A 23,709-nucleotide genomic window follows, 5' to 3' on the forward strand; every position below is an offset into this window, starting at 1 on the left:
GATCAACTTCAGTTCGTCTTCGACGGCATCTCGTCGGCGGGTTCGGCGGGTGCGGCAGGCGCGTCGAGCGCGTTCTCCTTGCGGAACGACTCGTAGATCTGGAGCAGCACCTGCTTCTGCCGCTCGTTGATGCTCGGGTCGGCGAGGATGACGGCTCGCGTCTCCACCTCGTCCGGGTCCCGCTCATCCAGGATCCCGGCCTGCACGTACAGCGTCTCCGCGGAGATCCGCAGCGCCTTGGCCAGCTGCTGCAGGATGTCCGCGCTCGGCTTGCGCAGCCCGCGCTCGATCTGGCTCAGGTACGGATTCGACACCCCCGCCGCCTCGGCCAGTTGCCGCAGCGAAAGCTGGGCCTGCCGACGCTGCTCACGGAGGTACTCGCCGAGATTTCCGACGTTGAGCGATGCCATGCTTCGATCCTGCCGCACCTTGCTAACTTTTGCAAGCAAGCCGCTTGCAACATCTCCCACCTCGCTCGCGCACGAGCGCGCCGCGACCACCCGATCGGCCGCCCGCCGGTTGCCCGGTACGGGCGCCGCCGATGGGATGTTGACGGGCCGGCCGACGGATGGCGCCGGCACACCCCGCACCGGAAGGTCTGCCGATGCCAGCAGTCGCGACGAGGCGGCGACACCGCGGCGCCGTGTGCGCGGCGGCGCTGCTCCTCTCCACCGCCGTCCTGTCGGGTTCGGGCGCGGCCCAGCCGTCCCGCGGGGGATCCCCCGTCGGCGACGTGAGCACGGTGCTGCGGTGGAAGCCCTGCACGGGCGAAGCACAGCGGGGATTCGAGTGCGCCACGACCACGGTGCCGCTGGATCACACCCGCCCCCGGTGGCGCACCGTCGACCTGGCGGTGATCAGGCACAGGGCCACGGCTCCCCGTGGGCCGGCCCGGTCGTTGTTCTTCAACCCCGGTGGGCCCGGCGGGGCGGGGACCGTAGGACTGCCGGAGCTGTACGAGAAGTTCCCCGCACCGCTGCGGGAACGGTTCGACATCATCAGCTGGGACCCGCGCGGCGTCGGACAGAGCACCCCGGTGCGGTGTTTCGGCACCGCGGAGGAAGCCACCGCGTGGCACTCGCGTGTTCCCGCGTTTCCCGTGGGCGAGGAGCAGCGCAAGGCGTTCACCGCGGCGTACGCCGATCTCGGCCGGCGCTGCGAGCGCCACGATCCGGAGTTGCTGCGCCACATCTCGACCGCCGATGTCGCCCGGGACCTCGACCGGCTGCGCCGGGCCGCGGGTGAGGAGCACTTGCGCTACTGGGGCATCTCGTACGGCACCCTCCTGGGGGCGACGTACGCCAACCTGTTCCCGTCCCGGGTCGACCGGCTGGTGCTGGACGGCAACGTCGATCCGCGGGCCTGGATGAACGGCGGTTCGGCGGAAGAGCCCGAGCTGAGCACCTTCCTGCGCCTGGAGTCGGATCGGGGATCGGCCGAAACCCTTCGGCAGTTCCTCGACCTGTGCGGGGGTGCGCCGGCCGGTCGCTGTGCCTTCTCCGCAGGACGTCCGGCGGCGACCCGCGCCAAGTTCACCGAGTTGATGCGCAGGCTCAGGGCGCGGCCCGTGGGTTCCTGGACGTACGCGAAAGCCGTGAGCGAGGTCCGGGGCGGCCTCTACACGGTCCATCCCGGGTGGACCCAGACGGCGGAAGCGCTGCAGACCCTGTGGGAGGGCCGCGCCCCGCAGGAACCCCCGGCGCCTCCGGGCGCCCCGGCGTATCCCGGCTTCGAACAGTCCCTCGGCGTGCTCTGTGCCGAAAGCCCCCACCCCGGTGACCCGGGGCGGTACGCAGTGCTCGACACGCTGAGCACGGCACGGTCGGGGGACCTCGGGCACTGGTGGGCCTGGGCCAACGAGCCGTGCGCGGCGTGGCCGGCCACCGCCGCGGCGCGCCATGCCGGCCCCTGGGACCGCCCCACCGCTCACCCGGTTCTGGTCGTCAATCCGACCTACGACCCCGCCACCCCGTACGGGGGAGGTCGGGCCATGGCCCGGGAACTCGCGAACACCCGCCTGCTCACCCTCAAGGGATACGGCCACACCGCACTGGACAATCCGAGCAGTTGCGTCAGCAGGCACGCGGTCCGCTACTTCCTCGGCGGAGCCCTCCCCCCGGTCGGCGCCACGTGCGAACAGGACGCTCCGCCCTTCGCCCCCGGTCCCCCGGCAGACGGACCCCCTCGGCTCAGCCGTTGAAGCCGGCCCGGCGGCCCCGGCCCGGCGGCCCCGGCCCGGGGCGCCCCTCAGGGGCACGGCACCGGTCAGGCCGTGCCGATCACCACCGTCGCGTACAGCTCCTCCGAGGTGACCGCCCGGACCGCGAGCCCCGCCGACGCCAGGGCCGAGGCCGTCGACGGGGACTGGCGGGCGCTCGTCTCGATGAGCAGGTGACCCCCCGGGACCAGCCACGGCACGGCGCCCGCCGCGACCCGGCGGTGGATGTCGAGGCCGTCGGCCCCGCCGTCCAGCGAGACCAGCGGCTCGTGGTCCCGCGCCTCCGACGGCATCAGGCCGATCTCCTCCGTCGGCACGTACGGGGCGTTGACCACCAACACGTCCACCCGGCCCTTCAGCGACTCCGGGAGCGCGGCGTACAGATCGCCCTCCCACACCCGGCCGCCGTACGGGGCCACGTTGCGCCGCGCGTACCCCAGCGCCGCCGGGTCGATGTCCGCCACGTGCAGCTCCACACCGCCCGGCACCTGCGCCGCCACCGCCGCGCCCAGGGCGCCGACCCCGCAGCACAGGTCGAGCACCACCGCACCGGGCCGGGCCAACCCCACCGCCTCCTGCACCAGGAACTCGGTGCGCCGGCGCGGTACGAAGGCCCCCGCGCCCACCTCCATGCGCAGACCGCAGAACTCCGCCCAGCCCACGACGTGTTCCAGGGGCTCGCCGCCCACCCGGCGGGCCAGCAGCTCCGCCAGGTGGCCGTCGTCCCGGGCGGCGCCGCTCAGCAGCTCCGCCTCCTCCTCCGCGAAGACACAGCCGGCCGCGCGCAGGGACCCCACAAGTGACGTCAAAAACCTCAGTCCTCAGTTTTCCAAGACGATGACGTCGATGCGCTCCAGCCTGGCCGGATCCGCAAGGACGTCCATTACGACAATACGGTCGCCCTCGACCACGAACCCCCTGCCCGCAACGCCCTTGCCGCCCGGCGGGCCCCAGTTGCTCCCGTACGACGAGCTGCGCGAGCCCGACCCCGAGTCCGCCGGCGGCGGCTCCGCGGTGGTGACCGGAGGGGGAAGGGAACGGTGAAGGGGACGGTGGACGGGACGGGTCAGAAGATGTCCGGGCACCACGGCCGGCGGGCCGTACGGAACACCGCGTCCGCCAGCGCGACCGCCCCCGGCCGCTCCTCCGTCACCCGCCCGAGCGCGGCCAGCCGCACCGCGGACTCGTTGCCGAGGTACAGGGAGCCCAGCACGGACACGTCCAGCCGCAGGTCCGCCGCCTCCTCGGTCCGCTCGCACGCGCCGGTGCCCGCGTCCAGCCAGTAGCGGCCGGCCGCCGGTCCCGTCCCGTCGGCGACCTCCAGCACGAGCACCCCGGGCACCTCGTACGTCCGTGCGCGCAGCGCCCGTACGACGTCCAGCACCCGCACCCACAGGAAGTCCGCGGAGGTGACGATCCGGGCCGAACGCGGGTCGGGCAGCAGCTGCGGGACGAGGTCGTCGGGGGCCCGGTAGCCCGTGCGGACCTTCAGCACCCAGTCGATCGAGCACAGGAACTGCCACAGCGCCCGCTCCGCCTGCGGGGTGGCTGCCAGCAGGTCGTGGACCTGCACGGTGTTCTGCGGGACCTTCGCGTCCGTCCAGTGGTCGTCGGCCCGGTACGCGACCAGCCCGGCCACCTCCCCCTCCGCCGTGCGGTACACCGCGAAGAACTTCTCCTTGTACGGGCGGTACGAGATCTGCTCCAGGCCGGTCCTCAAGCGCCAGTGGCGCTCGCTCCGGTCGATCATGCCGGGCGTGCGCGCCCGCAGCCGCTCGTGCAGCTCCGGGCCGACCTGCCGGACCTCGGCCTCGTCCACCAGGTCGATCCGCCCGCCGTCCGCGGGCACCGACAGCCGCCGGTCCAGCCCGGTGCGCGGTACGTCGATCTCCCATTCCGCGAGGGAGGTGGCGGGCCCGAACCCGTACCGCCCGTAGATCGGGTACTCGGCTGCGATCAGCGTCGCCAGCACGTCACCGCGCGCCCCGGCCGCGGCGAACTCGGCGGCCATCATCCGGGTCAGCAGACCCTGGCGGCGGTGGGTGGGCAGCACGCCCACGTTGGAGATCGCGGTGGAGGGGACGGCGGCCCCGCCGGGCACGGTCAGCTGCTGCGCGAAGGACCGGAAGGCCGCCACGCAACGGCCGGTGTCGGTGTCGAACGCGCCCTGGGTGCGGGCGAGATCGTTGTGCTTGACCCGCTGGGCCAGGTCCGAGTCGGTGTCTCGGGCCGTGCTCAGGAACCCGGTGTTCACGGTTCGCAGCCAGTCGGGGAGTTCGGATTCGGCGATCGGCCGGACGTCAGCACTCATAGCGGGCCACGCTAACCGCCCGACCGGCGCCAGTCGCCCGAATTTCCTACGCCAGCAGGTCGTCCACCTGCGCCTCTCCCTCCCGGTAGCGCCGGGTGATCTCCGCACTGCAGTCGTCCACCGTCCACTGAAGCTGCTGCCGGCGCCGCGAGACCTGCTGCTCGTACCGCACCAGCCGCCCCATCCCGTCGTGCAGTTCACCGTCCGTGCGGGCGCCCAGGTCCGAGAGCTCCACGTCGGCCAGCATCTCCGCCGCCAGCAGCCGGTACTCCTCGCTGTGCGGGGTGCCGAGCGTGACGTGCCGGGCGGAGGCGCTGCGGCTGGAGGGGGCGTCGGCGAGGATCACCGAGAGCCGGTCCACCACCGGCGCCTCGGGGTCGGTCCGGCGGGCGAGCCCGGGGTCGCTGCGCCGGGCGAGTTCGGCGCGCAGGATGTCGATGCGGCCCTGGAGCAGTCTGCGCACGTAGCTCAGATCGGCCTCGTCGCGCTGCGCGTCGCGGCGCAGAGCGCGCAGTTCCGGCAGCCCGAGCGCGGTGGTCGGGGTCGGCGTCCCCTGGGTCTCGGCCGTGCGCTGCGCGGGCGGTCGTACCGCGGCAGCTGCGATGGAAGCGGGTGATGCAGGTACGGAGGTACCAGAAGTATTCATACGAACGAGTCCGTCCCCTCGACCGGTGCGGCGCACCCGCACCGCCTGCGTGCATCGTGCCACTCTCCGTGGCCCCGGTGCAGTCCCACTCCACCCGATCGGCCCCGGACGGGTGCACGGCTGGTACACAGGTGGTATGCGAGCTGTGGTGCAGAGGGTGGACGGCGCGAGCGTCGTCGTGGGCGGCGAGACCGTGGGCGAGATCGTCGGCGAGGGACTGTGCGTGCTGGTGGGGGTGACGCACGACGACACGCCGGAGAAAGCGGCGGTGCTGGCCCGCAAGCTGTGGTCGGTGCGGATCCTGGAGGCGGAGAAGTCCTGCAGCGACGTGAACGCGCCGCTGCTGGTGATCTCCCAGTTCACGCTCTACGGCGACGCCCGCAAGGGCCGCCGCCCCACGTGGAACGCGGCGGCGCCGGGCCCGGTGGCCGAGCCGCTGGTCGACGAGGTCGTGGCGCAGCTGCGCGCGCTGGGCGCGACGGTGGAGACGGGCCGGTTCGGCGCGGACATGCGGGTCTCGCTGACCAACCACGGCCCGTTCACCATCGTCATCGACGTCTGACCCCTCACGGGGCCACGACGACCTCCTGTGCGGCGGCCGTCTTCCCGGCCAGCAGCGGGGCGTCGACCGGCACGTTCCGCTTGACCAGCGCGAGCGCGATCGGGCCCAGCTCGTGGTGGCGGACGGCGGTGGTCACGAAGCCCAGCTGGCGGCCCTCCTCCCCGTCGGCGGCGAGCCGGACCGGGGCGCCGTGCGCCGGGAGCAGCACCTCCGAGCCGTCCAGGTGCAGGAAGACCAGGCGGCGCGGGGGCTTGCCCAGGTTGTGGACGCGGGCCACCGTCTCCTGCCCGCGGTAGCAGCCCTTCTGCAGGTGCACGGCGGTGCCGATCCAGCCCAGCTCGTGCGGGATGGTCCGGTGGTCGGTCTCCAGGCCGAGCCGCGGCCGGTGCGCCTCGACGCGCAGGGCCTCGTAGGCGAGGAGGCCCGCGGCCGGGCCGTGCGAGGCGGCGAAGGACTCCAGCTCGGCGCGGGGCAGGAAGACGTCGCGGCCGTGCGCGGTCTCCCGTACGACGTGCTCCTTGGCGACCTCGGCGATGGAGCCGGCCGGCAGGTGCACGACCGCGTACTCCTCGGTGCGGTCGGCGACTTCGACGCGGTAGAAGAACTTCATGGACTCCAGATAGGCGATCAGCTCGCCCTGGGTGCCCGGCTCCACGTGCGCCCACGTGGTCTCGCCGTCGTCGACGAGGTAGAGCGCGTGCTCGATGTGGCCGTTCGCGGAGAGGATCAGCGCCTCGGTGGCCTGCCCGGCCGGCAGCCCGGTCACGTGCTGGGTGAGCAGCAGGTGCAGCCAGCTCAGCCGCTCCGGCCCGGTGACGGTGACGACCCCGCGGTGCGAGAGGTCGACGAAGCCGCGCCCGTCCGCGAGGGAGCGCTGTTCGCCGTACAGCTCGCCGTAGTGGGCGGCGACGCCCTCGTCGCGGCCTTCGGCCTGCACGGCGCCGGGGAGATGGAGCAAGGGGCTGCTGGTCATGGGACCAAGCGTACGACCCGGCTACGCCTGGGCGGCACGCTGCCGGGCGGCGCACTTCTTGCACAGGCCGAAGATCGCGAAGTGCTTCATGTCGGTCTCGAAACCGAAGGTGGCACGGAGCTTGGCCGTGAACTCGGCGGCGATGTCCACGTCCGCCTCGATGACGTCGCCGCAGTCGCGGCAGACCAGGTGGATGTGGTGGTGCCGGTCGGCGAGGTGGTAGGTGGGGGCCCCGTGCCCGAGGTGGGCGTGCGAGACCAGCTTGAGCTCCTCCAGGAGCTCCAGGGTCCGGTAGACCGTGGAGATGTTGACCCCGGAGGCGGTCTTGCGCACCTCCACGAGGATCTCGTCCGGGGTCGCGTGCTCCAGCGCGTCGACCGCTTCCAGCACGAGCTGGCGCTGCGGTGTCAGCCGGTATCCGCGCTGCCGCAGGTCGCTCTTCCAGTCAAGGCCTGGGGTTCCATCGGTGCTCTCGGTGCTCACCACTCCGCCAGTGTATGTGTGCGAAGGGGACCGCGGGCGAGCCCGCGGTCCCCTTTCGTGCACAGCCTGTGGACGCTGCGCTCAGCGGAAGAAGGCGATGCCGTCGTCCGGCATGTCGGGGAGGTTGCGCGCCATCTCGGCGACCTCCTCGGGCGTGACGACCTTCTTCAGCTGGGCCGACATGTACGGACGCAGCTCGACGTGGGGGGTGGCCTTCTCGCCGACCCACATGAGGTCGCTCTTCACGTAGCCGTAGAGCCGCTTGCCGCCGCTGTACGGGCCGGAGGCCGCGGTGCGGGCGACCGCGTCGGTGACGAGGTCGATCTGCGGCTTCTGGTCGGCGAGCTCGCCGTACCAGATCTCGACGACGCCCTGGTCGCGGACCATGACGATCTCGACCTTGCGGTCCTTGTCGATGCGCCAGTAACCGGACTCGGACTCCAGCGGCCGCACCTTGTTGCCCTCGGCGTCGAGGACCCAGGTGTGGGAGGTGTACTCCAGGAAGTCCCGGCCGTCGTGGCTGAAGACGACCTCCTGGCCGAAGTTGCACTTCTCCTCACCGGGGAAGTCGAAGACTCCCGCACCCTCCCAGTTGCCGAGGAGGAAGGCGAGGGGGACGAGGCCCGGGTTCAGGTCGGACGGGATCTGGATCATGAATGGCTGCTCAGGCGATCTGTGGGAGGGGTTCCGGGGCGGTCTGCCGAGCCGATGCTCAGCGCTGACCCTGGTACAGCTTCTTGACGGCCAGGCCGGTGAAGGCCATGACGCCGACGCAGACCAGGATCAGCAGGGAGGTGAAGACTGCCTCAAGCACGGGGTGCTCCTCGGAATCGTTTCGGGGGCGGTACGGGGCCGGTCCCCAAGCCTACTGGCCCGGGGACCGGCGCACGGTGTGAGGTGGGCCGTACCGGTCGCCACGGCGGTCGGCCGGGGCCGGGCCCCGGGGTCCGGCCCCGGCGGTCAGCTCAGGAGCTGGCCCTGCAGCAGCACGGTCTGGTGGAAGGGGACGGGGGCCACCTCGCCCTTGCGGGTCTGGACGACCATGCCCAGGACGTCACCCGCCTGGAGGCAGCCGAGCTTGGTCTGCTCGTCGCCGAGGACAGGCGGGACCTCCTGGTACACGGTGACCTCGCGCTCGCCGATCACGCCCGACCCCGGGAATCCCATCGGGAGGCTGCTGGCCTGCGTGTTCTTGGCCTTGTTCCAGACGTCGTCCAGGTCCAGGGCCGAGACGCCGTCCAGCGGCGCGTTGAACGTGCAGCCCTTGAAGGCGTCCACGAAGCCCGACGCGTGGAAGCGCAGCAGGTACACGTGGGTACGCGTGCCGTCCGCCATGGTCCAGCCGCGGCCGGTGATCTGGCGCAGCCCGTCCCATTCGAGCTGCTGCTTCAGCTTCTCGCGGGCCTCGGGGGTGTACTCCTCCAGGAAGGCGTCGACCGACACCGCCCCGCCCTTGTCCACCTTGAACGCGTCGTCGGTCCTCGCTCCCTCGGGGGCGGGCAGGAGCAGGCCGGAGAGCACCGCGTAGTGCGTCTCGTCCTTGTTGTCCGGGCCCTGGACCAGGGGGGCGCCCGCGGGCAGCGCGGGCCTGGAGAGCGCCGGGAACGTCCAGCGGCCGTCGCTCTCGGTGGACAGGCCGGGGATGTCGGTGCGCGCGGGCCGGGTGATCCCGTACGCGACGCCCGCGCCGACGACGGCGAAGACGGCGACGGCGGCGGTCCAGCGCAGGGCGGCGAACAGCCGGCGCCGGTCCTTGGGCGGGGTCTCCGGTGCCGCCCAGGGGCCGGGCGCCGGCGCGTCCTCGACCGCCGCCCCGGCCGCGGCCGCGGGGGTCGCGTCGATGGTGTTCTGCTCGCTCACGCGGACTCTCCGGGGGACTTGAGGTGGTTCAGCTGTTCCTTGAACAGGGCCGCTGCGTCATTGGGCAGGAAGTCCCCGGACCCGTACACCCGGAAGCTCACCATCACGTCGCCCTGGACGGCCAGGCAGTCGAGGGCGTCGATCTTCTCGTCCTTCTCCCGGACGAGGGGGCTCAGCATGCACTTGGCGTCCGGGAAGCCGTCCACCTTGGGCGCCTTCCCGTCGGCGTCGACGAGCGAGATGATCTTCTTGGCGAACTCGCCGAACTGGGCGAGCTGCTGGGGATCCGCCTGCATGAGCTGGATCTCGACCACCGACGCACCGGCGCCGTGGCGCGTGGCGTAGCTGCGCCCGGCCACCCCGTTGAGTTTCAGGCCGGCGAGGGCCTTGTCGCGCTCCGCGCGCTCGTCGCCGGAGAGACCCGTGCGGTCCTCCTTGGCGATCTGCAGCGCCCGCTCGCCCGAGATGAAGTAGTTGTTGCCCTCGGCGTCGATGTCGGGGCCGAGCCAGTAGTTCTTGGGGACCGGCAGCAGCTTGCCCTGGAGTTCGTTGGCCGGTACGGACGGCGCCTCGCCCGGCTCGGCGATGGGTGCGTCCGCGGCCAGCCAGTAGCGCGTGGGCGCGGTCCGGTCGGCATCGCCGAGTGCGGCCGCGGCCCACAGGCCGCCGCCCGCGAGGACGACGGCGCCCACGGCGGCCGCCACCAGCCGGACGGTCCTGCGGTTCGCCTTGCGCGCGGGCGCGGCCTCCTGGAGGGGCGCGGGCACGACGGCCGGGGCCACGGCGGGCACGGGCGCGACGGCCTCAGGCGCGGCGGCCGGGGCCACGGCGGGCTCGGGCGCGACCGGCTCCGGCGCCACGGCCTCGGGCACCACGGCCTCGGGCACGACCGGCTGCGGCGCGTCGGGCTCCGGTGCCACGGCCTCGGGCACGGCCGGCTCGGGCGTGCCGTCCTCGACAGGGCCGGTCACGTTCTGCCGCTCGCTCACAGCCGCTCCATCTGTCGCTTGGCCAGCTCGGCGACGACGTTCTCGTCGACCTTGCCGCGGTTGTTCGTGTACTGGAGGTGCATGACGATGTCGCCGCGGCGGACGATCGCGGTGCCCCTGCGGAGCGGGTGGTAGCCGGGCTTCTCGTCGGCTTCGGAGTCGATCCACAGCTGGCCGAAGTCCTCGGGAACGCCCGGAACCTCCCGGCCGCTGTTGCCCGCGAACTTCTTCGTCGGCATGTAGCGGTTCACGCCCGACTGGAAGCCCTCGGCCCCACTGCGGTTCTGGAACTGGAGCAGGGTGATCTCGACGAAGTCCCGGTCGTCCACGGACCAGTGGACGGCGGCGATCCGCCTGACGTCGTCGGCGATGAGGCCGCCGACCCCACCGGACGGATCCTCGAAGTGGTCGATGGAGAACTCGTCCGGGGACTGCAGGCCCGAGAAGACGTTCTGGGCGCCGCCGGGGACCTCCACCAGCTTCTTGACGAGGTCCTCGTCCGCCTTGTGCCAGCGGTTCGCGTTGATCGAGCGCAGGGTCGTCGTGTCATTGACCGCCAGCGGCTTCGGGCCCTTCACGTCCTGCTGGGCCAGCGGCACCAGGGGCGTGGGCTCGCGGTGGTACTGGACGGCATAGCCGGTGACCGTCCCGGCGAGCACGCCGAGCACGGCCGCGCCCGCGATCAGGATCGTCATACGGCCCCGGCGGGGCCGCAGGGCCGGAGCGACCGGTGCACCCGGTGCACCCGGGGCGTCCGGGGATTCCGGAGCATCCGGAACGTGCGGATCTGCCCCGACCTCCCCCGCATTCCGCTGCTCAGGGGTGGTCTGTTCGTGTTCCAAGAGGGTCCCCCACAGGACTGGAGGCACAGGTCGAATACCCGTGCGTAACCCATGACCAGACCGGGAGGGGCGCAGTTGTATGACTGCTGATCACGTTCTTGTCTCGCGGCCGCCTCAGTCCTCGTGGCGCCGCTTTCCGTCCAGTTCGTCCCACCACTCGTCGGACTTCGGATCGCCCGAGGGGTCGTCCCACCACCGGTCGTCCGGGCCGCGCCGGTTGGCGACCATCGCGGCCACCGGCGGGATGACCATGGCGACCACGCACAGCGCCACCGCGGCCTCGACCGACAGCAGGCGCACCCAGGTCCAGGCGGAGACGAAGAGGACCAGGCATCCGCCCATGAGCAGGAAATAGGCGCGTCGGCGCCGGGCGTACATGACTCCAGCGTAGAGCGGCCGCCCGCGGACACAAGGCGGACGGCACGAAGGGCCGCACCCCGTCCAGTGGCGTCCAACCCCCTGGGGTGCGGCCCTCCGGCCGATCTATCGAGCGATCACAGGTGCGGTGCTCAGACCGCGATCGCCACGTCCGTCACGCCGCCGGCCTCGGCGACCACGACGGCACGGTCCGCCTGGGCACCCGGGACGAGCGCCCGCAGCGTCCAGGTGCCGGGAGCCGCGTAGAAGCGGAACTGGCCGGTCGCCGAGGTCGGGACCTCGGCGGTGAACTCGCCGCCGCCGTCCAGCAGCCGCACGTAACCGCTGATGGGCTCGCCGCCCTTGGTCACCTGGCCCTGGATCGCGGTCTCACCGGGCTTGAGCGTCGCGAGGTCGGGCCCGCCGATCTGTGCTCCACACATGTTCTCTGTCCTGTCCTAGAGAGGTCGTACTACGGGGCGTCGCGTGCCCGGGATTACTTGTTGGGGCCGAGCTCGATCGGAACGCCGACGAGCGAGCCGTACTCGGTCCAGGAGCCGTCGTAGTTCTTGACGTTGGTCTGGCCCAGGATCTGGTGCAGCACGAGCCACGTGAGCGCGGAGCGCTCACCGATGCGGCAGTAGGCGATGGTGTCCTTCGACAGGTCGACGCCCTCGGCCTCGTAGAGGGCCTTGAGCTCCTCGTCGGACTTGAAGGTGCCGTCGTCGTTGGCGTTCTTCGACCACGGGATGTTGCGGGCGCTCGGCACGTGGCCGGGGCGCTGCGACTGCTCCTGCGGGAGGTGTGCCGGGGCGAGCAGCTTGCCCGAGAACTCGTCGGGCGAGCGGACGTCGACCAGGTTCAGGTTGCCGATCGCGGCCACGACGTCGTCGCGGTGGGCGCGGATGGAGGTGTCCTGGGCCTTGGCCTTGTACTCGGTGGCCGGGCGGTTCGGGACGTCCTTGCCGTCGACCAGGTCGCGGGAGTCGAGCTCCCACTTCTTGCGGCCGCCGTCGAGGAGCTTCACGTCCTGGTGGCCGTAGAGCTTGAAGTACCAGAAGGCGTAGGACGCGAACCAGTTGTTGTTGCCGCCGTAGAGGACGACGGTGTCGTCGTTGGAGATGCCCTTGGCGGAGAGGAGCTTCTCGAAGCCCTCCTGGTCCACGAAGTCACGGCGGACCGGGTCCTGGAGGTCCTGCTTCCAGTCGATCCGGACGGCGTTCTTGATGTGGTTCTTGTCGTAGGCGGACGTGTCCTCGTCCACCTCGACGACGACGACGTTCGCGTCGTTCAGGTGGGCCTCGACCCAGTCGGCGTCTACGAGGACGTCGCTGCGGCTCATGATGTTCTCCTCCGGGGCAGTGTGCGGCGGGGCGGTGCGGGGTGACGCGTGCTGCGTGCCTGCGGGTGCGCTCCGGGTCCTGCGCGGGGAGGCGTCAGGTGATCAGGAGGCGGGTGCGGTCACGCGGGAAGGGCCGTAGGGCCGTCGTCCGGCTGATGGAGCGGATGCGCTCACAGGTCACATGGATCGACAGAGCATGGCGGCGACGCGACACAGGTCTACTGCCCGTCGCTTCGTGAGGTCCGCCTGCTGATGCTTCATAGCCATGGATCGTAGGGACGAATCAGCCGCCCTGTCACCGGTGTGTCATATTCCGAGACAGGATCGTCCGGATTCTGGGATACGAACCCCCCGGGCGGCCGCCGCGCCGCCCCCGGGAGCCGTCGTACGGCCCGTCCTTCTGCGGATCGGACCGCACCGTCTCACGATCCGGCCACCACCACGTTCGAGCCGCCCAGCGTGAGGTGCACACCGGCCTCGTCCGAGGTCAGGGCCGAGAGGTGGAGCCCGGCCGGCATGCCGACCTCGAGGTTGCGCTCGAAGTCGGTCTTCTTGCGGATCAGCTTCTCGACCCCGGGTATGCCCGCGCCCGGCACCTCGTCGGCGTGCACCCGGACGAGCTTGCCGCCCTTTCCGTCCGGCGCGTCCACGAGGGAGATCGTCGACACCACGCTGTGCGTCACGGTCTTGCCGAGCACGTCCACGGCCGCGCTGACCTTCACCTTGCCCGGCGCCCCGCCGTAGGTGAGGGTCGCGCCGGTCTGCGAGGCCGCGGTCAGGTCCGCGTACGTGATGCGCCCGGTGCCCTCGGCCCGCTCGGCGGTGCCGCCGCTGTAGTCACTGTTCAGCTTCACGCTGCGGAAGCTCGCGTCGAGCTCCGAGAGCCGCGTCTTGCGGCCCTCGGCGACGACCTCGACACCTCTGAGCTTCAGGTCGACCCGGTCCAGCTCGTGGCTGAGCGCCTGGGTCAGGAAGGGGAATCCGCGGATCTCCACTTCCGAACTGCCGGCCAGGCCCTGGCGGGCCTGGATCTTGTCGGCCAGCTGGTTCTCCGCGTAACCGGCGGCCCACCGGTCCAGGCCCGCGAAGATCGCCCCCAGCACCACTCCGATGATCACAACGATCCGCAGAGCACGCACGTGCCCCTCCCCCTGCTAGTCGGTACGAGCGATCCAGTGGAACATGTGCGCCCGTCAGCGGAACGTCAGCCCACCACCCGGCCGATCAGGTACACGGCGGGAGCGGCGGCCGCGAGCGGCAGAGCGACGCCGGCCGTCATGTGCACGAACTTCGACGGGTAGTCGTACGCCGCCACCCGCAGCCCGATCAGCGCGCACACGCCGCAGACCAGGCCGAGCAGCGCCCCGCCCACCCCGACGGAGGTCATTCCGCCGACCGCGATGCCCGCACCGGCGGCCGCGGCCAGCGAGACGCCGACCGAGGGTGCGGTGGGCAGCGGCAGCGCACGGGCGAAGACGGCGACCGCCACGGGGGCCGCGCCGACCGTGACGGCGGCGGAACCGGCGGCCAGGTAGCCGGCGCAGATGATGGCGAGGGCGGCCGAGGCCACCGAGGCCATCAGCCCGTACATCCGCTCGTCGGGATCGGCGTGGCTGCGCAGCTGGAGGACGAGGGTGAGCAGCACCCAGGCGCCGAGCGTGCCGACGATCGCGCCGGGGCCGTACGTGCGGTCCACCGCGAGCACGGCCACGTCGGCGACCACGGCCCCGGCGAAGGCGAGGGCGATGCCCTGGCGGGCCGGCCACATGCCGTTGAGGCGGAACCAGCCGGCCGCGGTGAGCCCCTGCAGGGCGATCAGCGGCACGAGCAGGGCGTACTGCCCGAGGGCCGCGGCCACGGCGAGCAGCAGGCCGAGGGCGGCGGTCAGTATGGCCGACTGCGGGCCCGGGTCGATGATCGGCGACCGGCCTTCGGCGCGGGCCTGGGCCGGGTCGACGGCGCGCACGGTGTTCCCGGCGAGGGTGGGCGGGGACCAGGCGGTGACCTCCACCGCTTCGGCGCCGTCCTCGGCCGGGACCGGGGCGGCGGCTGTCTGGGGCGGGAGGTAGGCGGTCTGCTCGGCCGGGGCCTCGTCCATGCCCTCAGCGCCCGGCACCGGCGGCAAGTACGCAGTCTCCTCGGCCGGGGCCTGGGACTGCGCGGGACCGGGGTACGGCGGCAGGTAGGCCGTCTCGGCGGCCGCGGCGGGCATCCCCGCGCCCTGACCGCCCCGGGACCAGTCCTGGGCGGGGGCCGGCGCCTGGGCCTGCACCTCGTCGCGGAACCAGCCTTCAGGGGCGGCCGGCTGCTGTGCGGGGCCGGGGTACGGCGGCATGTACGCGGTCTGCTCGGCGGCGGCCTCCTGCGCGGGACCGGGGTAGGGCGGCAGGTAGGCCGTCTCGGCGGCCGCGGCGGGCGTCCCCGCTCCCTGGCCGCCCCGGGACCAGTCCTGGGCCGGAGCCGGAGCCTGGGCCGGGGCCTCGTCCCGGAACCAGCCCTCTGGAGCCACGGGCTGCTGCGCGGGCCCGCCGGCCGCCGGGTACTCGTACGACGCCGCGTAGGAATCGGCGGACCCGGCCGCGGAACCGTCCGGCCAGGGCACACCGGAACCGCCGGCCGGGGCCTGGGGCTGCGCCTGCGCCTCGGCGGCCGGGGCCTCGTCGCGGAACCAGCCCTCGGGCGCCACCGGCTGCCCCGGCACCGCGCCCAGCGCCGGATACACCGGCTGGTGGCTGGTGTCCCAGGTGTCGGACTGCCAGGTCTGGGTCCCGTACGGGTCCTGCTGCTGCGCGTACTGCTGCCGCCGCAGCTCGTGCTGCTCGTACTGCGCCTGCTGTTCGCGCTGTTCCCGCTGCTGCTGGTGTTCTTCAGGCGTGCTCATCGGCTCCCGCTCACCCGCCCGCGAACGGGGGGAGCACCTCGACGGTGCCCCCCTCGGTCAGCAGGACGGAATCATGCGGGCGCTTGCCCACAGGCTCGTCGTTCACGAGGAAGGAGCAGCGCAGCAGGACCCGGGTCAGCTCCCCGGGGTGGCGCTCCCGCACGGCGTCGAGCGCCTCGGCCAGTGTGCGCGCCGAGTACGGCTCCTCCGCCGTCTTGGCCGCGGCCTTGGCCGCCGCCCAGTAGCGGATGGTTCCGGTTGCCACTGCAGCTCCTATCGTCGGCTCTCTACCGTCGGCCTCCATGATGGCCCCTCCGGCCGTCCGCCCCGGCGTGCACCAACGCTCCGCGTGTGCGCCCCGGCGGCGCCGGGTCACCGCCCGGCGGGCCGCCGATCCGGTGAAACCGGGGCATACGCGGGGGACGGGCGTGGCAGAACCCACAGGAGGCGATGTCGTAGATGCCTCGGCCGCCGACGGGCGGGTGGGCTATTCTGCTTGGCGAGAGGATCCGGGCAACGTTGCCCCCGGGTCCTTTTGTGCTTTCAGCGCGTTGAACGAACCGAGAACAGTGGTATCCATGCGGACCCCAGGGCGCGGGGACCGCAGGGGCGCCAGGCAAGACGTACGAAGCAGTACCGCGCACGTCCTCGACGGGACCGAGGAGGAACCGACGTGATGGACCAGCGAACCGTGCACCGTCCGACCCGGGCAGGTGGTCGGTCATGAGCTCACTCCTGCTGCTCACCAACGCGCTGCAGCCCTCCACCGAGGTGCTGCCCGCACTCGGCCTGCTGCTGCACAACGTCCGGGTGGCCCCGGCCGAGGGCCCGGCCCTCGTGGACACCCCGGGTGCCGACGTCATCCTCGTGGACGGCCGCCGCGACCTGCCGCAGGTGCGGTCGCTGTGCCAGCTGCTGCGCTCCACCGGGCCCGGCTGCCCGCTGATCCTCGTCGTCACCGAGGGCGGCCTCGCGGCCGTCACCGCCGACTGGGGCATCGACGACGTCCTCCTGGACACCGCCGGCCCGGCCGAGGTCGAGGCGCGGCTGCGGCTGGCCACCGGCCGTCAGCAGCTGGGCTCGGACGACTCCCCGATGGAGATCCGCAACGGCGACCTGTCGGTGGACGAGGCGACGTACTCCGCCAAGCTCAAGGGCCGGGTGCTGGACCTCACCTTCAAGGAGTTCGAGCTGCTCAAGTACCTCGCGCAGCACCCGGGCCGGGTCTTCACCCGCGCCCAGCTGCTGCAGGAGGTCTGGGGCTACGACTACTTCGGCGGCACCCGGACCGTGGACGTCCACGTACGGCGGCTGCGCGCCAAGCTCGGTCCCGAGCACGAGTCGCTGATCGGCACGGTCCGCAACGTCGGCTACCGCTTCGTCACGCCGGAGAAGGTCGAGCGGGCGGCGGCGGAGGCCGCGGCCCAGGCGGTGGCGAAGGCCGCCGCGCAGGCCACCGCGCAGACGTCCGCGCAGCCGGCCGCGGCCGTCACCCGATCGGCGGAGGAGCCCGAGATCGTCCACTCGGCAGGACGGCCTGCCCAGAGGTAGGTCACCCCGCGTAGACTGCCGAGCGTGGCCAAGGTGACGCGGGATGACGTGGCACGACTTGCGGGTACGTCTACCGCCGTCGTGAGCTACGTCATCAACAACGGACCCCGGCCGGTTGCCCCGGCCACGCGCGAGCGTGTCCTCGCCGCGATCAAGGAACTGGGCTACCGCCCGGACCGGGTCGCCCAGGCGATGGCCTCGCGGCGCACCGACCTCATAGGCATGATCGTCCCGGACGCCCGGCAGCCGTTCTTCGCGGAGATGGCGCACGCGGTCGAACAGGCCGCCGCCGAGCGCGGGAAGATGGTGCTGGTCGGCAACTCCGACTACCGCACCGAGCGCGAGGTCCACTACCTGCGGGCCTTCCTCGGCATGCGGGTCTCGGGCCTCATCCTGGTCAGCCAGGGCATGAGCGAGCAGGCCGCCAGCGAGATCGAGGCCTGGGACGCACGGGTCGTACTGCTGCACGAGCGCCCGGAGGCGATCGACGACGTCGCCGTCGTCACCGACGACATCGGCGGCGCCCAGCTCGCCACCCGCCACCTGCTGGAGCACGGACACGAGTACGTCGCCTGCATCGGCGGCGTCGAGAACACCCCGTCCGTCGGCGACCCGGTCGCCGACCACGTCGAGGGCTGGCGGCGGGCCATGCAGGAGTCCGGCCGCTCCGTCGAGGGCCAGCTCATCGAGGCCCCGTACAACCGCTACGACGCGTACAAGGTCGCCCTGGAGGTCCTGGCCCGGCCCGACCGGCCGACGGCCATCTTCTGCGCCACGGACGACCAGGCGATCGGCGTGCTGCGCGCCGCGCGGGAGCTGCGCATCGACGTGCCCGGGGAACTGGCCGTGGCCGGCTTCGACGACGTGAAGGAGGCGGCCCTCACGGACCCGCCGCTGACCACGATCGCCTCGGACCGCCCGGCGATGGCCCGCGCCGCGGTGGACCTCGTCCTGGACGACGGCCTCCGCGTGGCCGGCTCGCGCCGCGAACGCCTGAAGCAGTTCCCCTCGGCCCTGGTGATCCGCCGCTCCTGCGGCTGCCGCTAGGTCGTCCTCTGCCTCACCAGGCGCAGAAGAGGAACAGGAAGAACACCGGCAGCACCGCGGCCAGCGCCACCGACGCGGCGCCCGGGGAGTTGTCGGGATCGGCGACGGAGGCGACCAGCAGCAGGAGCGCCGCCGGGACGACGGGTCCGAGACCGAACGTGGCCCCGATCAGCGAGGCCCCCAGCAGCACCATCCCGGTGAGCAGGCAGGCCCGGTAGAAGACCGTCGGCGCGGCACGCATGAGGAGCGGCAGGGCGGCGACGGCCAGCACCGCCAGGTACACGCCGCCCGGCATGCCCCCCATCCCCACGGTCGCCGCGCACACCGTGGCGACGGCCGTCACCGCGGCCGCCGTCACGGCCAGTCGCCACGGCACGCGGGACACCTTCTGCCGCACGGCCTCGTCCATCCACGATCCCCCGATCCCCGTTTGAACACGTTCATTTGAACGCGTTCAAGATAGCGGAAGGGGGGACGGAACGGGAAGCGTCTTTACATCGGGCATACGCGGTTCTGTCGGGCTTCTCAGGCCGGACTCAGGAAGCTCTCATCAACGGCCAGCACAGTCGTGGTCATGACCGAGAGCTTCCGCCGCGAAGGCGAGTACCCGCAGGAACACCGCCCCCAGCACGCGCCCTTCGGCGAGGACTGGCAGCGCGGGCGTGACCGGCTGGCGCAGGACGCCGCGGCGGGGGCGTACCCGCCGCCGCCCTCGTACCCGCCCGCCGCACCCGGCTGGCACGAGGCGCACCAGCCCCCGGTCATCCGCGGCGAGACGGTCCCCGCAGGCGGCGGCAGCGGTCCCCGCCAGCCCGCCCACGCCGCCCCCGCGCCCCGCGCGAAGCGGCCCGTGGCCCTGCTGGCGGCCGTCGCGCTCGCCGCGGCCCTGGTCGGCGGCGGCACCGCGGCCGCCGTCCAGCAGCTGATGGTCCACCACAACGGCGGCGCCGGCGGCGTCAACGGCACCAACGTCTCGCAGAGCACCGGCACGGGCACCGGCACCGTCTCCGGCGTCGCCGAACAGGTCAGCCCCTCGGTCGTCCGCATCGACACCCGCACCGCGTCCGGCCAGGGCACCGGCTCCGGAATCGTCGTCACCGCCGACGGCGAGATCGTCACCAACAACCACGTCGTGAGCGGCGCCGCCGAGATCCAGGTGACGATGAGCGACGGCAAGAAGTACAAGGCCGCGATCGTCGGCACCGATCCCGACAAGGACCTGGCCCTGATCAAGCTCCAGGGCGCCACCGGCCTCAAGCCCGCCAAGCTCGGCGACTCCGGCAGCGTCAAGGTCGGCGACCAGGTCGTCGCCATCGGCTCCCCCGACGGACTCACCGGCACCGTCACCAGCGGCATCGTCTCGGCGCTGAACCGCGAGGTGAAGGTGGCGAAGTCCGAGCAGCAGTCCCCGCAGGGCCGGCAGCAGGACGGCGACGGCTGGCCCTTCTCCTTCGGCGGCCGCGAGTTCAACGGGGACACCGGCTCGAACACCACCTCGTACAAGGCCCTGCAGACCGACGCCTCCCTCAACCCCGGCAACTCCGGCGGCGCCCTGGTCAACATGAACGGCGAGATCGTGGGCATGCCCTCCGCGATCTACTCCCCCTCGTCCGGCGGCTCCGCCGCGGGCAGCGTCGGCCTCGGCTTCGCCATCCCGGTCAACACCGTCAAGGCCGACCTGGAGTCCCTCCGCAAGGGCGGCCCCGGCGGTTCGGGCTCCGGCGGCTCCTCCGGCAGCGGCTCCGCCGCCAACGGCTTCGGCACCTCGTTCTAGCCCGTCCGTGGCAGGCTGGAAGCGCCGTCACCCGTCGGATTCCACGGCCGACCACCACCCCTGGGAGACCCATCCATGATTCCCGCCGAAGGCGAAGCGCGGATCCTCGTCGTCGACGACGAACCGGCCGTACGCGAGGCCCTGCGCCGCAGCCTCGCCTTCGAGGGGTACGCCGTGCAGACCGCCGTCGACGGGATCGACGCCCTCGACCGGGCGGCCTCGTACTCCCCCGACCTGATCGTCCTGGACATCCAGATGCCCCGGATGGACGGGCTGACGGCGGCCCGCCGGCTGCGCGCCTCCGGCAGTGTCACGCCGGTCCTGATGCTGACCGCCCGCGACACCGTCGGCGACCGCGTCACCGGCCTCGACGCGGGCGCCGACGACTACCTCGTCAAGCCCTTCGAGCTCGACGAGCTCTTCGCCCGCGTCCGCGCCCTGCTGCGCCGCAGCTCCTACGCGGCCCCGCAGGCCGGCGGCGAGAGCCACGAGGACGCCCTGACCTTCGGCGACCTGCGCATGGACCTCGCGACCCGCGAGGTCACCCGGGGCGGGCGGCCGGTGGAGCTGACCCGTACCGAGTTCACGCTGCTGGAGATGTTCCTCGCGCACCCGCGCCAGGTCCTGACCCGCGAGCAGATCCTCAAGACCGTCTGGGGCTTCGACTTCGAGCCCAGCTCCAACTCCCTGGACGTGTACGTGATGTACCTGCGCCGCAAGACCGAGGCGGGCGGCGAGTCCCGCCTCGTCCACACGGTGCGCGGGGTGGGCTACGTCCTGCGCGCCGGCGAGAGCGGGCCCGAGTGAGCCCGACCGCCAGGTTCCGCGCGCTCCCGCTGCGCTCCCGGCTCGCCCTGCTCGTCACGGTGGCGGTGGCCCTGGCCGTGGCCGCCGTGGCGGCGGTGTCCTGGGTGATGGTGCGGACCCAGCTCCGCGACCAGCTGGACAGCTCCCTGCGCGCCACCAACGCGGCGGCCCAGGCCAACCAGGTGTTCGACGCGTTCGGCGGCTGTGTGTCCGGCCAGGCCCTGCCGGAGCGGCCCGCCAACAACCTGAGCGCACAGGTGCAGATCGTGCTGCCGGACGGCAAGACCTGCTGGGTCGACGGCAAGAACACCCTGAAGGCCACCGAGACCGACGTGGAGGTCGCCCAGCGCCGTCGCGGCCCGGTCCTGTACGACTCGACCACCTCCGACGGCGTCCCGGTCCGCGTCTACACCCAGCCCGCCCTGGTGAACCGGCAACTGGCCGCGCTGTCCGTCGCGAAGCCGCTCGCCGATGTCGACAAGCCCCTGTCCACGCTGGCCTGGGTGCTGCTCCTGGTCTGCGGCATCGGAGTCGTCGGCGCCGGCGCGGCCGGCCTGTGGGTGGCCCGTACGGGACTGCGTCCCGTCGACGAACTGACCGACGCCGTCGAGCACATCGCCCGCACCGAGGACCTCACCGTACGGATCCCCCACGAGGGCGACGACGAGATCGCCCGCCTGTCGCGGTCCTTCAACTCGATGACGGCGGCCCTCGCCTCCTCCCAGGACCGCCAGGCCCAGCTGATCGCGGACGCCGGGCACGAACTGCGCACCCCGCTGACCTCGCTGCGCACCAACATCGAGCTGCTGGCGCGCAGTGAGGAGACCGGCCGGGCCATCCCGCCCGACGACCGGCGGGAGCTGCTGGCCTCGGTCAAGGCGCAGATGACGGAACTGGCCTCGCTGATCGGCGACCTGCAGGAGCTGTCCCGGCCGGACGCCGGGGCGGGGAACCCGCTCCAGGTGGTCGCCCTGCACGAGATCACCGGGGCCGCGCTGTCCCGGGCCCGGCTGCGCGGTCCGGAGCTCACCTTCGACTCGGACCTGGCGCCCTGGTACGTACGGGGCGAGGCGGCCGCGCTGGAGCGGGCGGTGGTCAACGTCCTCGACAACGCGGTGAAGTTCAGCCCGCCGGGCGGCGCGGTCGAGGTGACGCTGCGGGCGGGCGAGCTGACCGTACGGGACCACGGGCCGGGCATCCCGGCCGAGGACCTGCCGCACGTCTTCGAGCGGTTCTGGCGCTCCCCGTCGGCCCGCGCCCTGCCCGGCAGCGGGCTGGGCCTGTCGATCGTGGCCCGTACGGCGGCCCGCGCGGGCGGCAGCGCCGAGCTGCGGGCGGCGGCCGACGGCGGCCCGGGCACGGAGGCGCTGCTCCGCATCCCGGGGGCGCCCACCCCGCCGCCCTCCGATCCGTCAGTTGTGCCGTATCAGTGAGGCGACCAGGCCGGAGCGGGTGTTGGGGAAGTCCATCGGGACGATGCCGAGTCCGGTCCGGCCGGCCAGTTCACCGCCGTCGACGAACGAGTGCACCTGCGGACCCAGGCGGTCGGAGTTCCAGCGCGGCGGCATGTAGGCCGAGGTGCTGACGTAGTTCACGAAGAGCCTGCCGGGCTGCTGGACGGCCTTGCGGAAGTGGTTCTCGATCTTGCCGCGCTTGGCGAAGGGCTCGGCGTTCCAGTCGTCCTGGATGTCGAAGACGTTGCCGTCGCCGTAGCGCAGGCCGGGCAGACCGCCGTTGTCGGCGAGCAGGACCACCTTGCCGCGGGCCTGGCCGAGCGAGGGCAGGGTGTCGGCGATCCGGAACAGCGGGCGCCAGCCGCGGTGGTCGAGGTAGTCGTCGAAGACGGCGCGGAAGGTGGCGTCGCTGTCGGTGGAGTACTCCTGCTTGAGGCGCATCAGGACGGTCTCGGAGGGGTGCGCGGCGAGGAAGTCCGAGCAGGCCACGAGCACGTCGCCGAACATCAGGTCCTGGAAGAAGGCCGCGTGGTGGATGGCGAAGGAGCCGCCCGTGACCCGGCAGCGGACGTCGAGGAAGCGGATGCCGGAGTCGAGCTGCTGGGCGATCGAGGTGTTCTGGCAGGCGACGTAGAGGCCGCCCTTGGTGGCGCCGGAGTCGTGCGTGCCGGGGATGGTCATCCGCTGGAGGGCGGTGGAGTCCCCGAGTCCGGCCATCCAGTCCTGGGTGCCGAGGGCCGCGGCCGAGGCGGGCGCGGATCCCAGTCCGAGGGCCGCTCCCGCGGCCAGTGCTCCGGCCAGGAACGTCCGCCGGCCCATTCCCGTTCCGGTGACCGCGCCCGCGCCCGCTGCGGTGACCGCGCCCGTTCCGGTACCCGTGCCCATGCCGATGCCCATGCCCGCCCCTTTGCCGACCCGGTGATGGCCGGATTATGGCGTGCACACGTTAGCTTTGCTACCCGTCGGTAGTGGTCAGCTTCCGAGCAACTCGACCATGGACCGCAGTCCCTGGAGGAGCTCACGGCCGTCCGGTGCCTGCTCCGGATCGGTCAGGGTCTGCACCATCACCCCGCTGAGCAGCGCGATGTGCATCGAGCCGAGAGCCCGTACGTCCGCCTCGGAGACCTCCTCCGGCGACACCCCGCGCAGGGCCGCGGCCACCATCCGCCGGTTGCGGCGCTGCCCCTCGGCGAGGATCGCGAGGAGCTCGGGCGAGGACTGCGCATGGACGAAGGCCTCGACGGAAGCCAGCCAGAGCCAGCGCATCTCACCGAAGTCGCGGATCTTGCGGTCCCAGGTGTCGGCGTAGCGCTCCCCCGCGGTCTCGCCCTCACCGGCGAGGCGGCCGGATCCCGCGGCCCACTCCTCCATGGCGGCGAACAGGGCCTGGTTGAGGAGGGCCTCGCGGGACCCGAAGTGGTAGCCGATCGCGGCCATGCTCACCCCCGAGGCCGTGGCGATGTCGCGCACGGTCGTCCGGAGGTAGCCCTTCTCCTCCAGGCAGCGCCGGGCTCCGGCCAGCAGGTCCTCGCGATTTCCCATGCCGGGATCGTATCCGCGCCCGGATTTGGGCAAGCGCGCAAGACATTCGTATTGCACGCTTGCCCAAATC

27 protein-coding genes are annotated in these 23,709 nt (G+C 72.4%); 7 read left to right on the top strand and 20 right to left on the bottom strand.

Features of this window, described 5'->3' with window-relative positions; genetic code table 11:
- Positions 1–8 precede the first annotated feature (8 nt).
- Positions 9–410, bottom strand: a complete 402-nt coding sequence (locus OG332_RS19940; RefSeq protein ID WP_327414762.1) for a helix-turn-helix domain-containing protein — start codon at positions 408–410, stop codon at positions 9–11.
- 194 nt (positions 411–604) lie between these two features.
- On the opposite strand from OG332_RS19940, the gene OG332_RS19945 reads away from it, so the two are divergent.
- Positions 605–2,200, top strand: a complete 1,596-nt coding sequence (locus tag OG332_RS19945; RefSeq protein WP_327414763.1) for an alpha/beta hydrolase — start codon at positions 605–607, stop codon at positions 2,198–2,200.
- 65 nt (positions 2,201–2,265) lie between these two features.
- On the opposite strand, the gene OG332_RS19950 is transcribed toward OG332_RS19945, so the two are convergent.
- The 3 genes from OG332_RS19950 to OG332_RS19960 all read right to left on the bottom strand — a co-directional run bounded on the left by OG332_RS19950 (position 2,266) and on the right by OG332_RS19960 (position 5,175).
- On the bottom strand, positions 2,266–3,027 hold the full coding sequence (locus OG332_RS19950) for a putative protein N(5)-glutamine methyltransferase (RefSeq protein ID WP_442816182.1): 762 nt from the start codon (positions 3,025–3,027) through the stop codon (positions 2,266–2,268).
- A gap of 257 nt (positions 3,028–3,284) precedes the next feature.
- Entirely contained in the window at positions 3,285–4,529 is a 1,245-nt protein-coding gene (locus OG332_RS19955) for a GNAT family N-acetyltransferase (RefSeq protein WP_327414764.1), read from the bottom strand.
- A 46-nt stretch (positions 4,530–4,575) separates the two neighbouring features.
- The gene (locus OG332_RS19960) at positions 4,576–5,175 is read right to left on the bottom strand and encodes an RsiG family protein (protein ID WP_327414765.1); all 600 of its coding nucleotides are present in this window, start codon (positions 5,173–5,175) and stop codon (positions 4,576–4,578) included.
- A gap of 136 nt (positions 5,176–5,311) precedes the next feature.
- Here OG332_RS19960 and dtd point away from each other — a divergent pair, with 136 nt between their 5' ends.
- The gene (gene dtd, locus OG332_RS19965; protein WP_319724899.1) at positions 5,312–5,737 is read left to right on the top strand and encodes a D-aminoacyl-tRNA deacylase; all 426 of its coding nucleotides are present in this window, start codon (positions 5,312–5,314) and stop codon (positions 5,735–5,737) included.
- 4 nt (positions 5,738–5,741) lie between these two features.
- Here the strand turns inward: dtd and ygfZ are convergent, their stop codons facing one another.
- The 13 genes from ygfZ to OG332_RS20025 all read right to left on the bottom strand — a co-directional run bounded on the left by ygfZ (position 5,742) and on the right by OG332_RS20025 (position 15,729).
- On the bottom strand, positions 5,742–6,710 hold the full coding sequence (ygfZ, locus tag OG332_RS19970) for a CAF17-like 4Fe-4S cluster assembly/insertion protein YgfZ (protein ID WP_327414766.1): 969 nt from the start codon (positions 6,708–6,710) through the stop codon (positions 5,742–5,744).
- Between the two features lie 21 nt (positions 6,711–6,731).
- Positions 6,732–7,196 carry a Fur family transcriptional regulator gene (locus OG332_RS19975; RefSeq protein ID WP_327414767.1) on the bottom strand — a complete coding sequence of 155 codons (465 nt, stop codon included), beginning with the start codon at positions 7,194–7,196 and terminating at the stop codon, positions 6,732–6,734.
- 78 nt (positions 7,197–7,274) lie between these two features.
- On the bottom strand, positions 7,275–7,847 hold the full coding sequence (locus tag OG332_RS19980; RefSeq protein WP_327414768.1) for an FABP family protein: 573 nt from the start codon (positions 7,845–7,847) through the stop codon (positions 7,275–7,277).
- A 306-nt stretch (positions 7,848–8,153) separates the two neighbouring features.
- Positions 8,154–9,053: a hypothetical protein gene (locus OG332_RS19985; RefSeq protein WP_327414769.1), complete on the bottom strand. Its 900-nt coding sequence runs from the start codon at positions 9,051–9,053 to the stop codon at positions 8,154–8,156.
- Entirely contained in the window at positions 9,050–10,042 is a 993-nt protein-coding gene (locus tag OG332_RS19990; RefSeq protein ID WP_327414770.1) for a hypothetical protein, read from the bottom strand. The genes OG332_RS19985 and OG332_RS19990 overlap by 4 nt, the downstream gene beginning before the upstream one ends.
- A complete protein-coding gene (locus tag OG332_RS19995) occupies positions 10,039–10,737 on the bottom strand; it encodes a hypothetical protein (RefSeq protein WP_327414771.1) in 699 nt (232 codons plus the stop codon). Before OG332_RS19995 ends, OG332_RS19990 begins: the two co-directional genes overlap by 4 nt.
- Positions 10,738–10,998: 261 nt before the next feature.
- Complete coding sequence (locus tag OG332_RS20000; protein ID WP_327414772.1) at positions 10,999–11,262, bottom strand: DUF3099 domain-containing protein; 264 nt, start codon at positions 11,260–11,262, stop codon at positions 10,999–11,001.
- A 131-nt stretch (positions 11,263–11,393) separates the two neighbouring features.
- Complete coding sequence (locus tag OG332_RS20005) at positions 11,394–11,684, bottom strand: DUF1416 domain-containing protein (protein WP_030718391.1); 291 nt, start codon at positions 11,682–11,684, stop codon at positions 11,394–11,396.
- Between the two features lie 53 nt (positions 11,685–11,737).
- Positions 11,738–12,583 (bottom strand): sulfurtransferase, encoded by an 846-nt coding sequence (locus OG332_RS20010; protein WP_327414773.1) that lies wholly within the window; start codon positions 12,581–12,583, stop codon positions 11,738–11,740.
- 177 nt (positions 12,584–12,760) lie between these two features.
- Positions 12,761–12,850 carry an Ms5788A family Cys-rich leader peptide gene (locus OG332_RS47845; protein ID WP_350875872.1) on the bottom strand — a complete coding sequence of 30 codons (90 nt, stop codon included), beginning with the start codon at positions 12,848–12,850 and terminating at the stop codon, positions 12,761–12,763.
- A 155-nt stretch (positions 12,851–13,005) separates the two neighbouring features.
- Positions 13,006–13,722 carry an LmeA family phospholipid-binding protein gene (locus tag OG332_RS20015; RefSeq protein WP_327414774.1) on the bottom strand — a complete coding sequence of 239 codons (717 nt, stop codon included), beginning with the start codon at positions 13,720–13,722 and terminating at the stop codon, positions 13,006–13,008.
- Positions 13,723–13,787: 65 nt separating this feature from the next.
- Positions 13,788–15,464 carry a hypothetical protein gene (locus OG332_RS20020; RefSeq protein WP_442816183.1) on the bottom strand — a complete coding sequence of 559 codons (1,677 nt, stop codon included), beginning with the start codon at positions 15,462–15,464 and terminating at the stop codon, positions 13,788–13,790.
- 10 nt (positions 15,465–15,474) lie between these two features.
- Complete coding sequence (locus OG332_RS20025) at positions 15,475–15,729, bottom strand: MoaD/ThiS family protein (RefSeq protein WP_069921255.1); 255 nt, start codon at positions 15,727–15,729, stop codon at positions 15,475–15,477.
- Between the two features lie 458 nt (positions 15,730–16,187).
- Between OG332_RS20025 and OG332_RS20030 the strand changes: the two genes are divergently transcribed.
- The gene (locus OG332_RS20030) at positions 16,188–17,015 is read left to right on the top strand and encodes a response regulator transcription factor (RefSeq protein WP_327414775.1); all 828 of its coding nucleotides are present in this window, start codon (positions 16,188–16,190) and stop codon (positions 17,013–17,015) included.
- 24 nt (positions 17,016–17,039) lie between these two features.
- Entirely contained in the window at positions 17,040–18,062 is a 1,023-nt protein-coding gene (locus OG332_RS20035) for a LacI family DNA-binding transcriptional regulator (protein ID WP_327414776.1), read from the top strand.
- 13 nt (positions 18,063–18,075) lie between these two features.
- Here OG332_RS20035 and OG332_RS20040 read toward each other — a convergent pair whose 3' ends face one another.
- Positions 18,076–18,471 (bottom strand): hypothetical protein, encoded by a 396-nt coding sequence (locus tag OG332_RS20040; protein WP_327414777.1) that lies wholly within the window; start codon positions 18,469–18,471, stop codon positions 18,076–18,078.
- A 165-nt stretch (positions 18,472–18,636) separates the two neighbouring features.
- Between OG332_RS20040 and OG332_RS20045 the strand changes: the two genes are divergently transcribed.
- The 3 genes from OG332_RS20045 (at position 18,637) to OG332_RS20055 (ending at position 22,076) form a co-directional block, all read left to right on the top strand.
- The gene (locus OG332_RS20045; protein WP_327414778.1) at positions 18,637–19,836 is read left to right on the top strand and encodes a S1C family serine protease; all 1,200 of its coding nucleotides are present in this window, start codon (positions 18,637–18,639) and stop codon (positions 19,834–19,836) included.
- A 75-nt stretch (positions 19,837–19,911) separates the two neighbouring features.
- Positions 19,912–20,643, top strand: a complete 732-nt coding sequence (locus OG332_RS20050; protein WP_327414779.1) for a response regulator transcription factor — start codon at positions 19,912–19,914, stop codon at positions 20,641–20,643.
- Positions 20,640–22,076: a HAMP domain-containing sensor histidine kinase gene (locus tag OG332_RS20055; protein ID WP_327414780.1), complete on the top strand. Its 1,437-nt coding sequence runs from the start codon at positions 20,640–20,642 to the stop codon at positions 22,074–22,076. Before OG332_RS20050 ends, OG332_RS20055 begins: the two co-directional genes overlap by 4 nt.
- Here OG332_RS20055 and OG332_RS20060 read toward each other — a convergent pair.
- Positions 22,056–22,916 (bottom strand): phosphatidylinositol-specific phospholipase C, encoded by an 861-nt coding sequence (locus OG332_RS20060; RefSeq protein ID WP_327419309.1) that lies wholly within the window; start codon positions 22,914–22,916, stop codon positions 22,056–22,058. The genes OG332_RS20055 and OG332_RS20060 overlap by 21 nt on opposite strands.
- A 153-nt stretch (positions 22,917–23,069) precedes the next feature.
- The gene (locus OG332_RS20065) at positions 23,070–23,639 is read right to left on the bottom strand and encodes a TetR/AcrR family transcriptional regulator (RefSeq protein ID WP_327414781.1); all 570 of its coding nucleotides are present in this window, start codon (positions 23,637–23,639) and stop codon (positions 23,070–23,072) included.
- Positions 23,640–23,709: the final 70 nt, after the last annotated feature.

Origin of the sequence: Streptomyces sp. NBC_01233, from assembly GCF_035989305.1 — a bacterium.
Lineage (GTDB): Bacteria > Actinomycetota > Actinomycetes > Streptomycetales > Streptomycetaceae > Streptomyces.

Excerpts from the sequence above, each read along its gene's own strand:
- OG332_RS20050 (WP_327414779.1), top strand. The coding sequence starts at position 19,912 with ATGATTCCCGCCGAAGGCGAAGCGCGGATCCTCGTCGTCGACGACGAA.
- OG332_RS47845 (WP_350875872.1), bottom strand. The coding sequence starts at position 12,850 with ATGGCTATGAAGCATCAGCAGGCGGACCTCACGAAGCGACGGGCAGTA.
- OG332_RS19940 (WP_327414762.1), bottom strand. The coding sequence starts at position 410 with ATGGCATCGCTCAACGTCGGAAATCTCGGCGAGTACCTCCGTGAGCAG.
- OG332_RS20010 (WP_327414773.1), bottom strand. The coding sequence starts at position 12,583 with ATGAGCCGCAGCGACGTCCTCGTAGACGCCGACTGGGTCGAGGCCCAC.
- OG332_RS20040 (WP_327414777.1), bottom strand. The coding sequence starts at position 18,471 with ATGGACGAGGCCGTGCGGCAGAAGGTGTCCCGCGTGCCGTGGCGACTG.
- OG332_RS19995 (WP_327414771.1), bottom strand. The coding sequence starts at position 10,737 with ATGACGATCCTGATCGCGGGCGCGGCCGTGCTCGGCGTGCTCGCCGGG.
- ygfZ (WP_327414766.1), bottom strand. The coding sequence starts at position 6,710 with ATGACCAGCAGCCCCTTGCTCCATCTCCCCGGCGCCGTGCAGGCCGAA.
- OG332_RS20065 (WP_327414781.1), bottom strand. The coding sequence starts at position 23,639 with ATGGGAAATCGCGAGGACCTGCTGGCCGGAGCCCGGCGCTGCCTGGAG.
- dtd (WP_319724899.1), top strand. The coding sequence starts at position 5,312 with ATGCGAGCTGTGGTGCAGAGGGTGGACGGCGCGAGCGTCGTCGTGGGC.
- OG332_RS20060 (WP_327419309.1), bottom strand. The coding sequence starts at position 22,916 with ATGGGCCGGCGGACGTTCCTGGCCGGAGCACTGGCCGCGGGAGCGGCC.
- OG332_RS19980 (WP_327414768.1), bottom strand. The coding sequence starts at position 7,847 with ATGATCCAGATCCCGTCCGACCTGAACCCGGGCCTCGTCCCCCTCGCC.
- OG332_RS20020 (WP_442816183.1), bottom strand. The coding sequence starts at position 15,464 with ATGAGCACGCCTGAAGAACACCAGCAGCAGCGGGAACAGCGCGAACAG.
- OG332_RS20005 (WP_030718391.1), bottom strand. The coding sequence starts at position 11,684 with ATGTGTGGAGCACAGATCGGCGGGCCCGACCTCGCGACGCTCAAGCCC.
- OG332_RS19955 (WP_327414764.1), bottom strand. The coding sequence starts at position 4,529 with ATGAGTGCTGACGTCCGGCCGATCGCCGAATCCGAACTCCCCGACTGG.
- OG332_RS20030 (WP_327414775.1), top strand. The coding sequence starts at position 16,188 with ATGAGCTCACTCCTGCTGCTCACCAACGCGCTGCAGCCCTCCACCGAG.
- OG332_RS19960 (WP_327414765.1), bottom strand. The coding sequence starts at position 5,175 with ATGAATACTTCTGGTACCTCCGTACCTGCATCACCCGCTTCCATCGCA.
- OG332_RS20000 (WP_327414772.1), bottom strand. The coding sequence starts at position 11,262 with ATGTACGCCCGGCGCCGACGCGCCTATTTCCTGCTCATGGGCGGATGC.
- OG332_RS19945 (WP_327414763.1), top strand. The coding sequence starts at position 605 with ATGCCAGCAGTCGCGACGAGGCGGCGACACCGCGGCGCCGTGTGCGCG.
- OG332_RS20045 (WP_327414778.1), top strand. The coding sequence starts at position 18,637 with ATGACCGAGAGCTTCCGCCGCGAAGGCGAGTACCCGCAGGAACACCGC.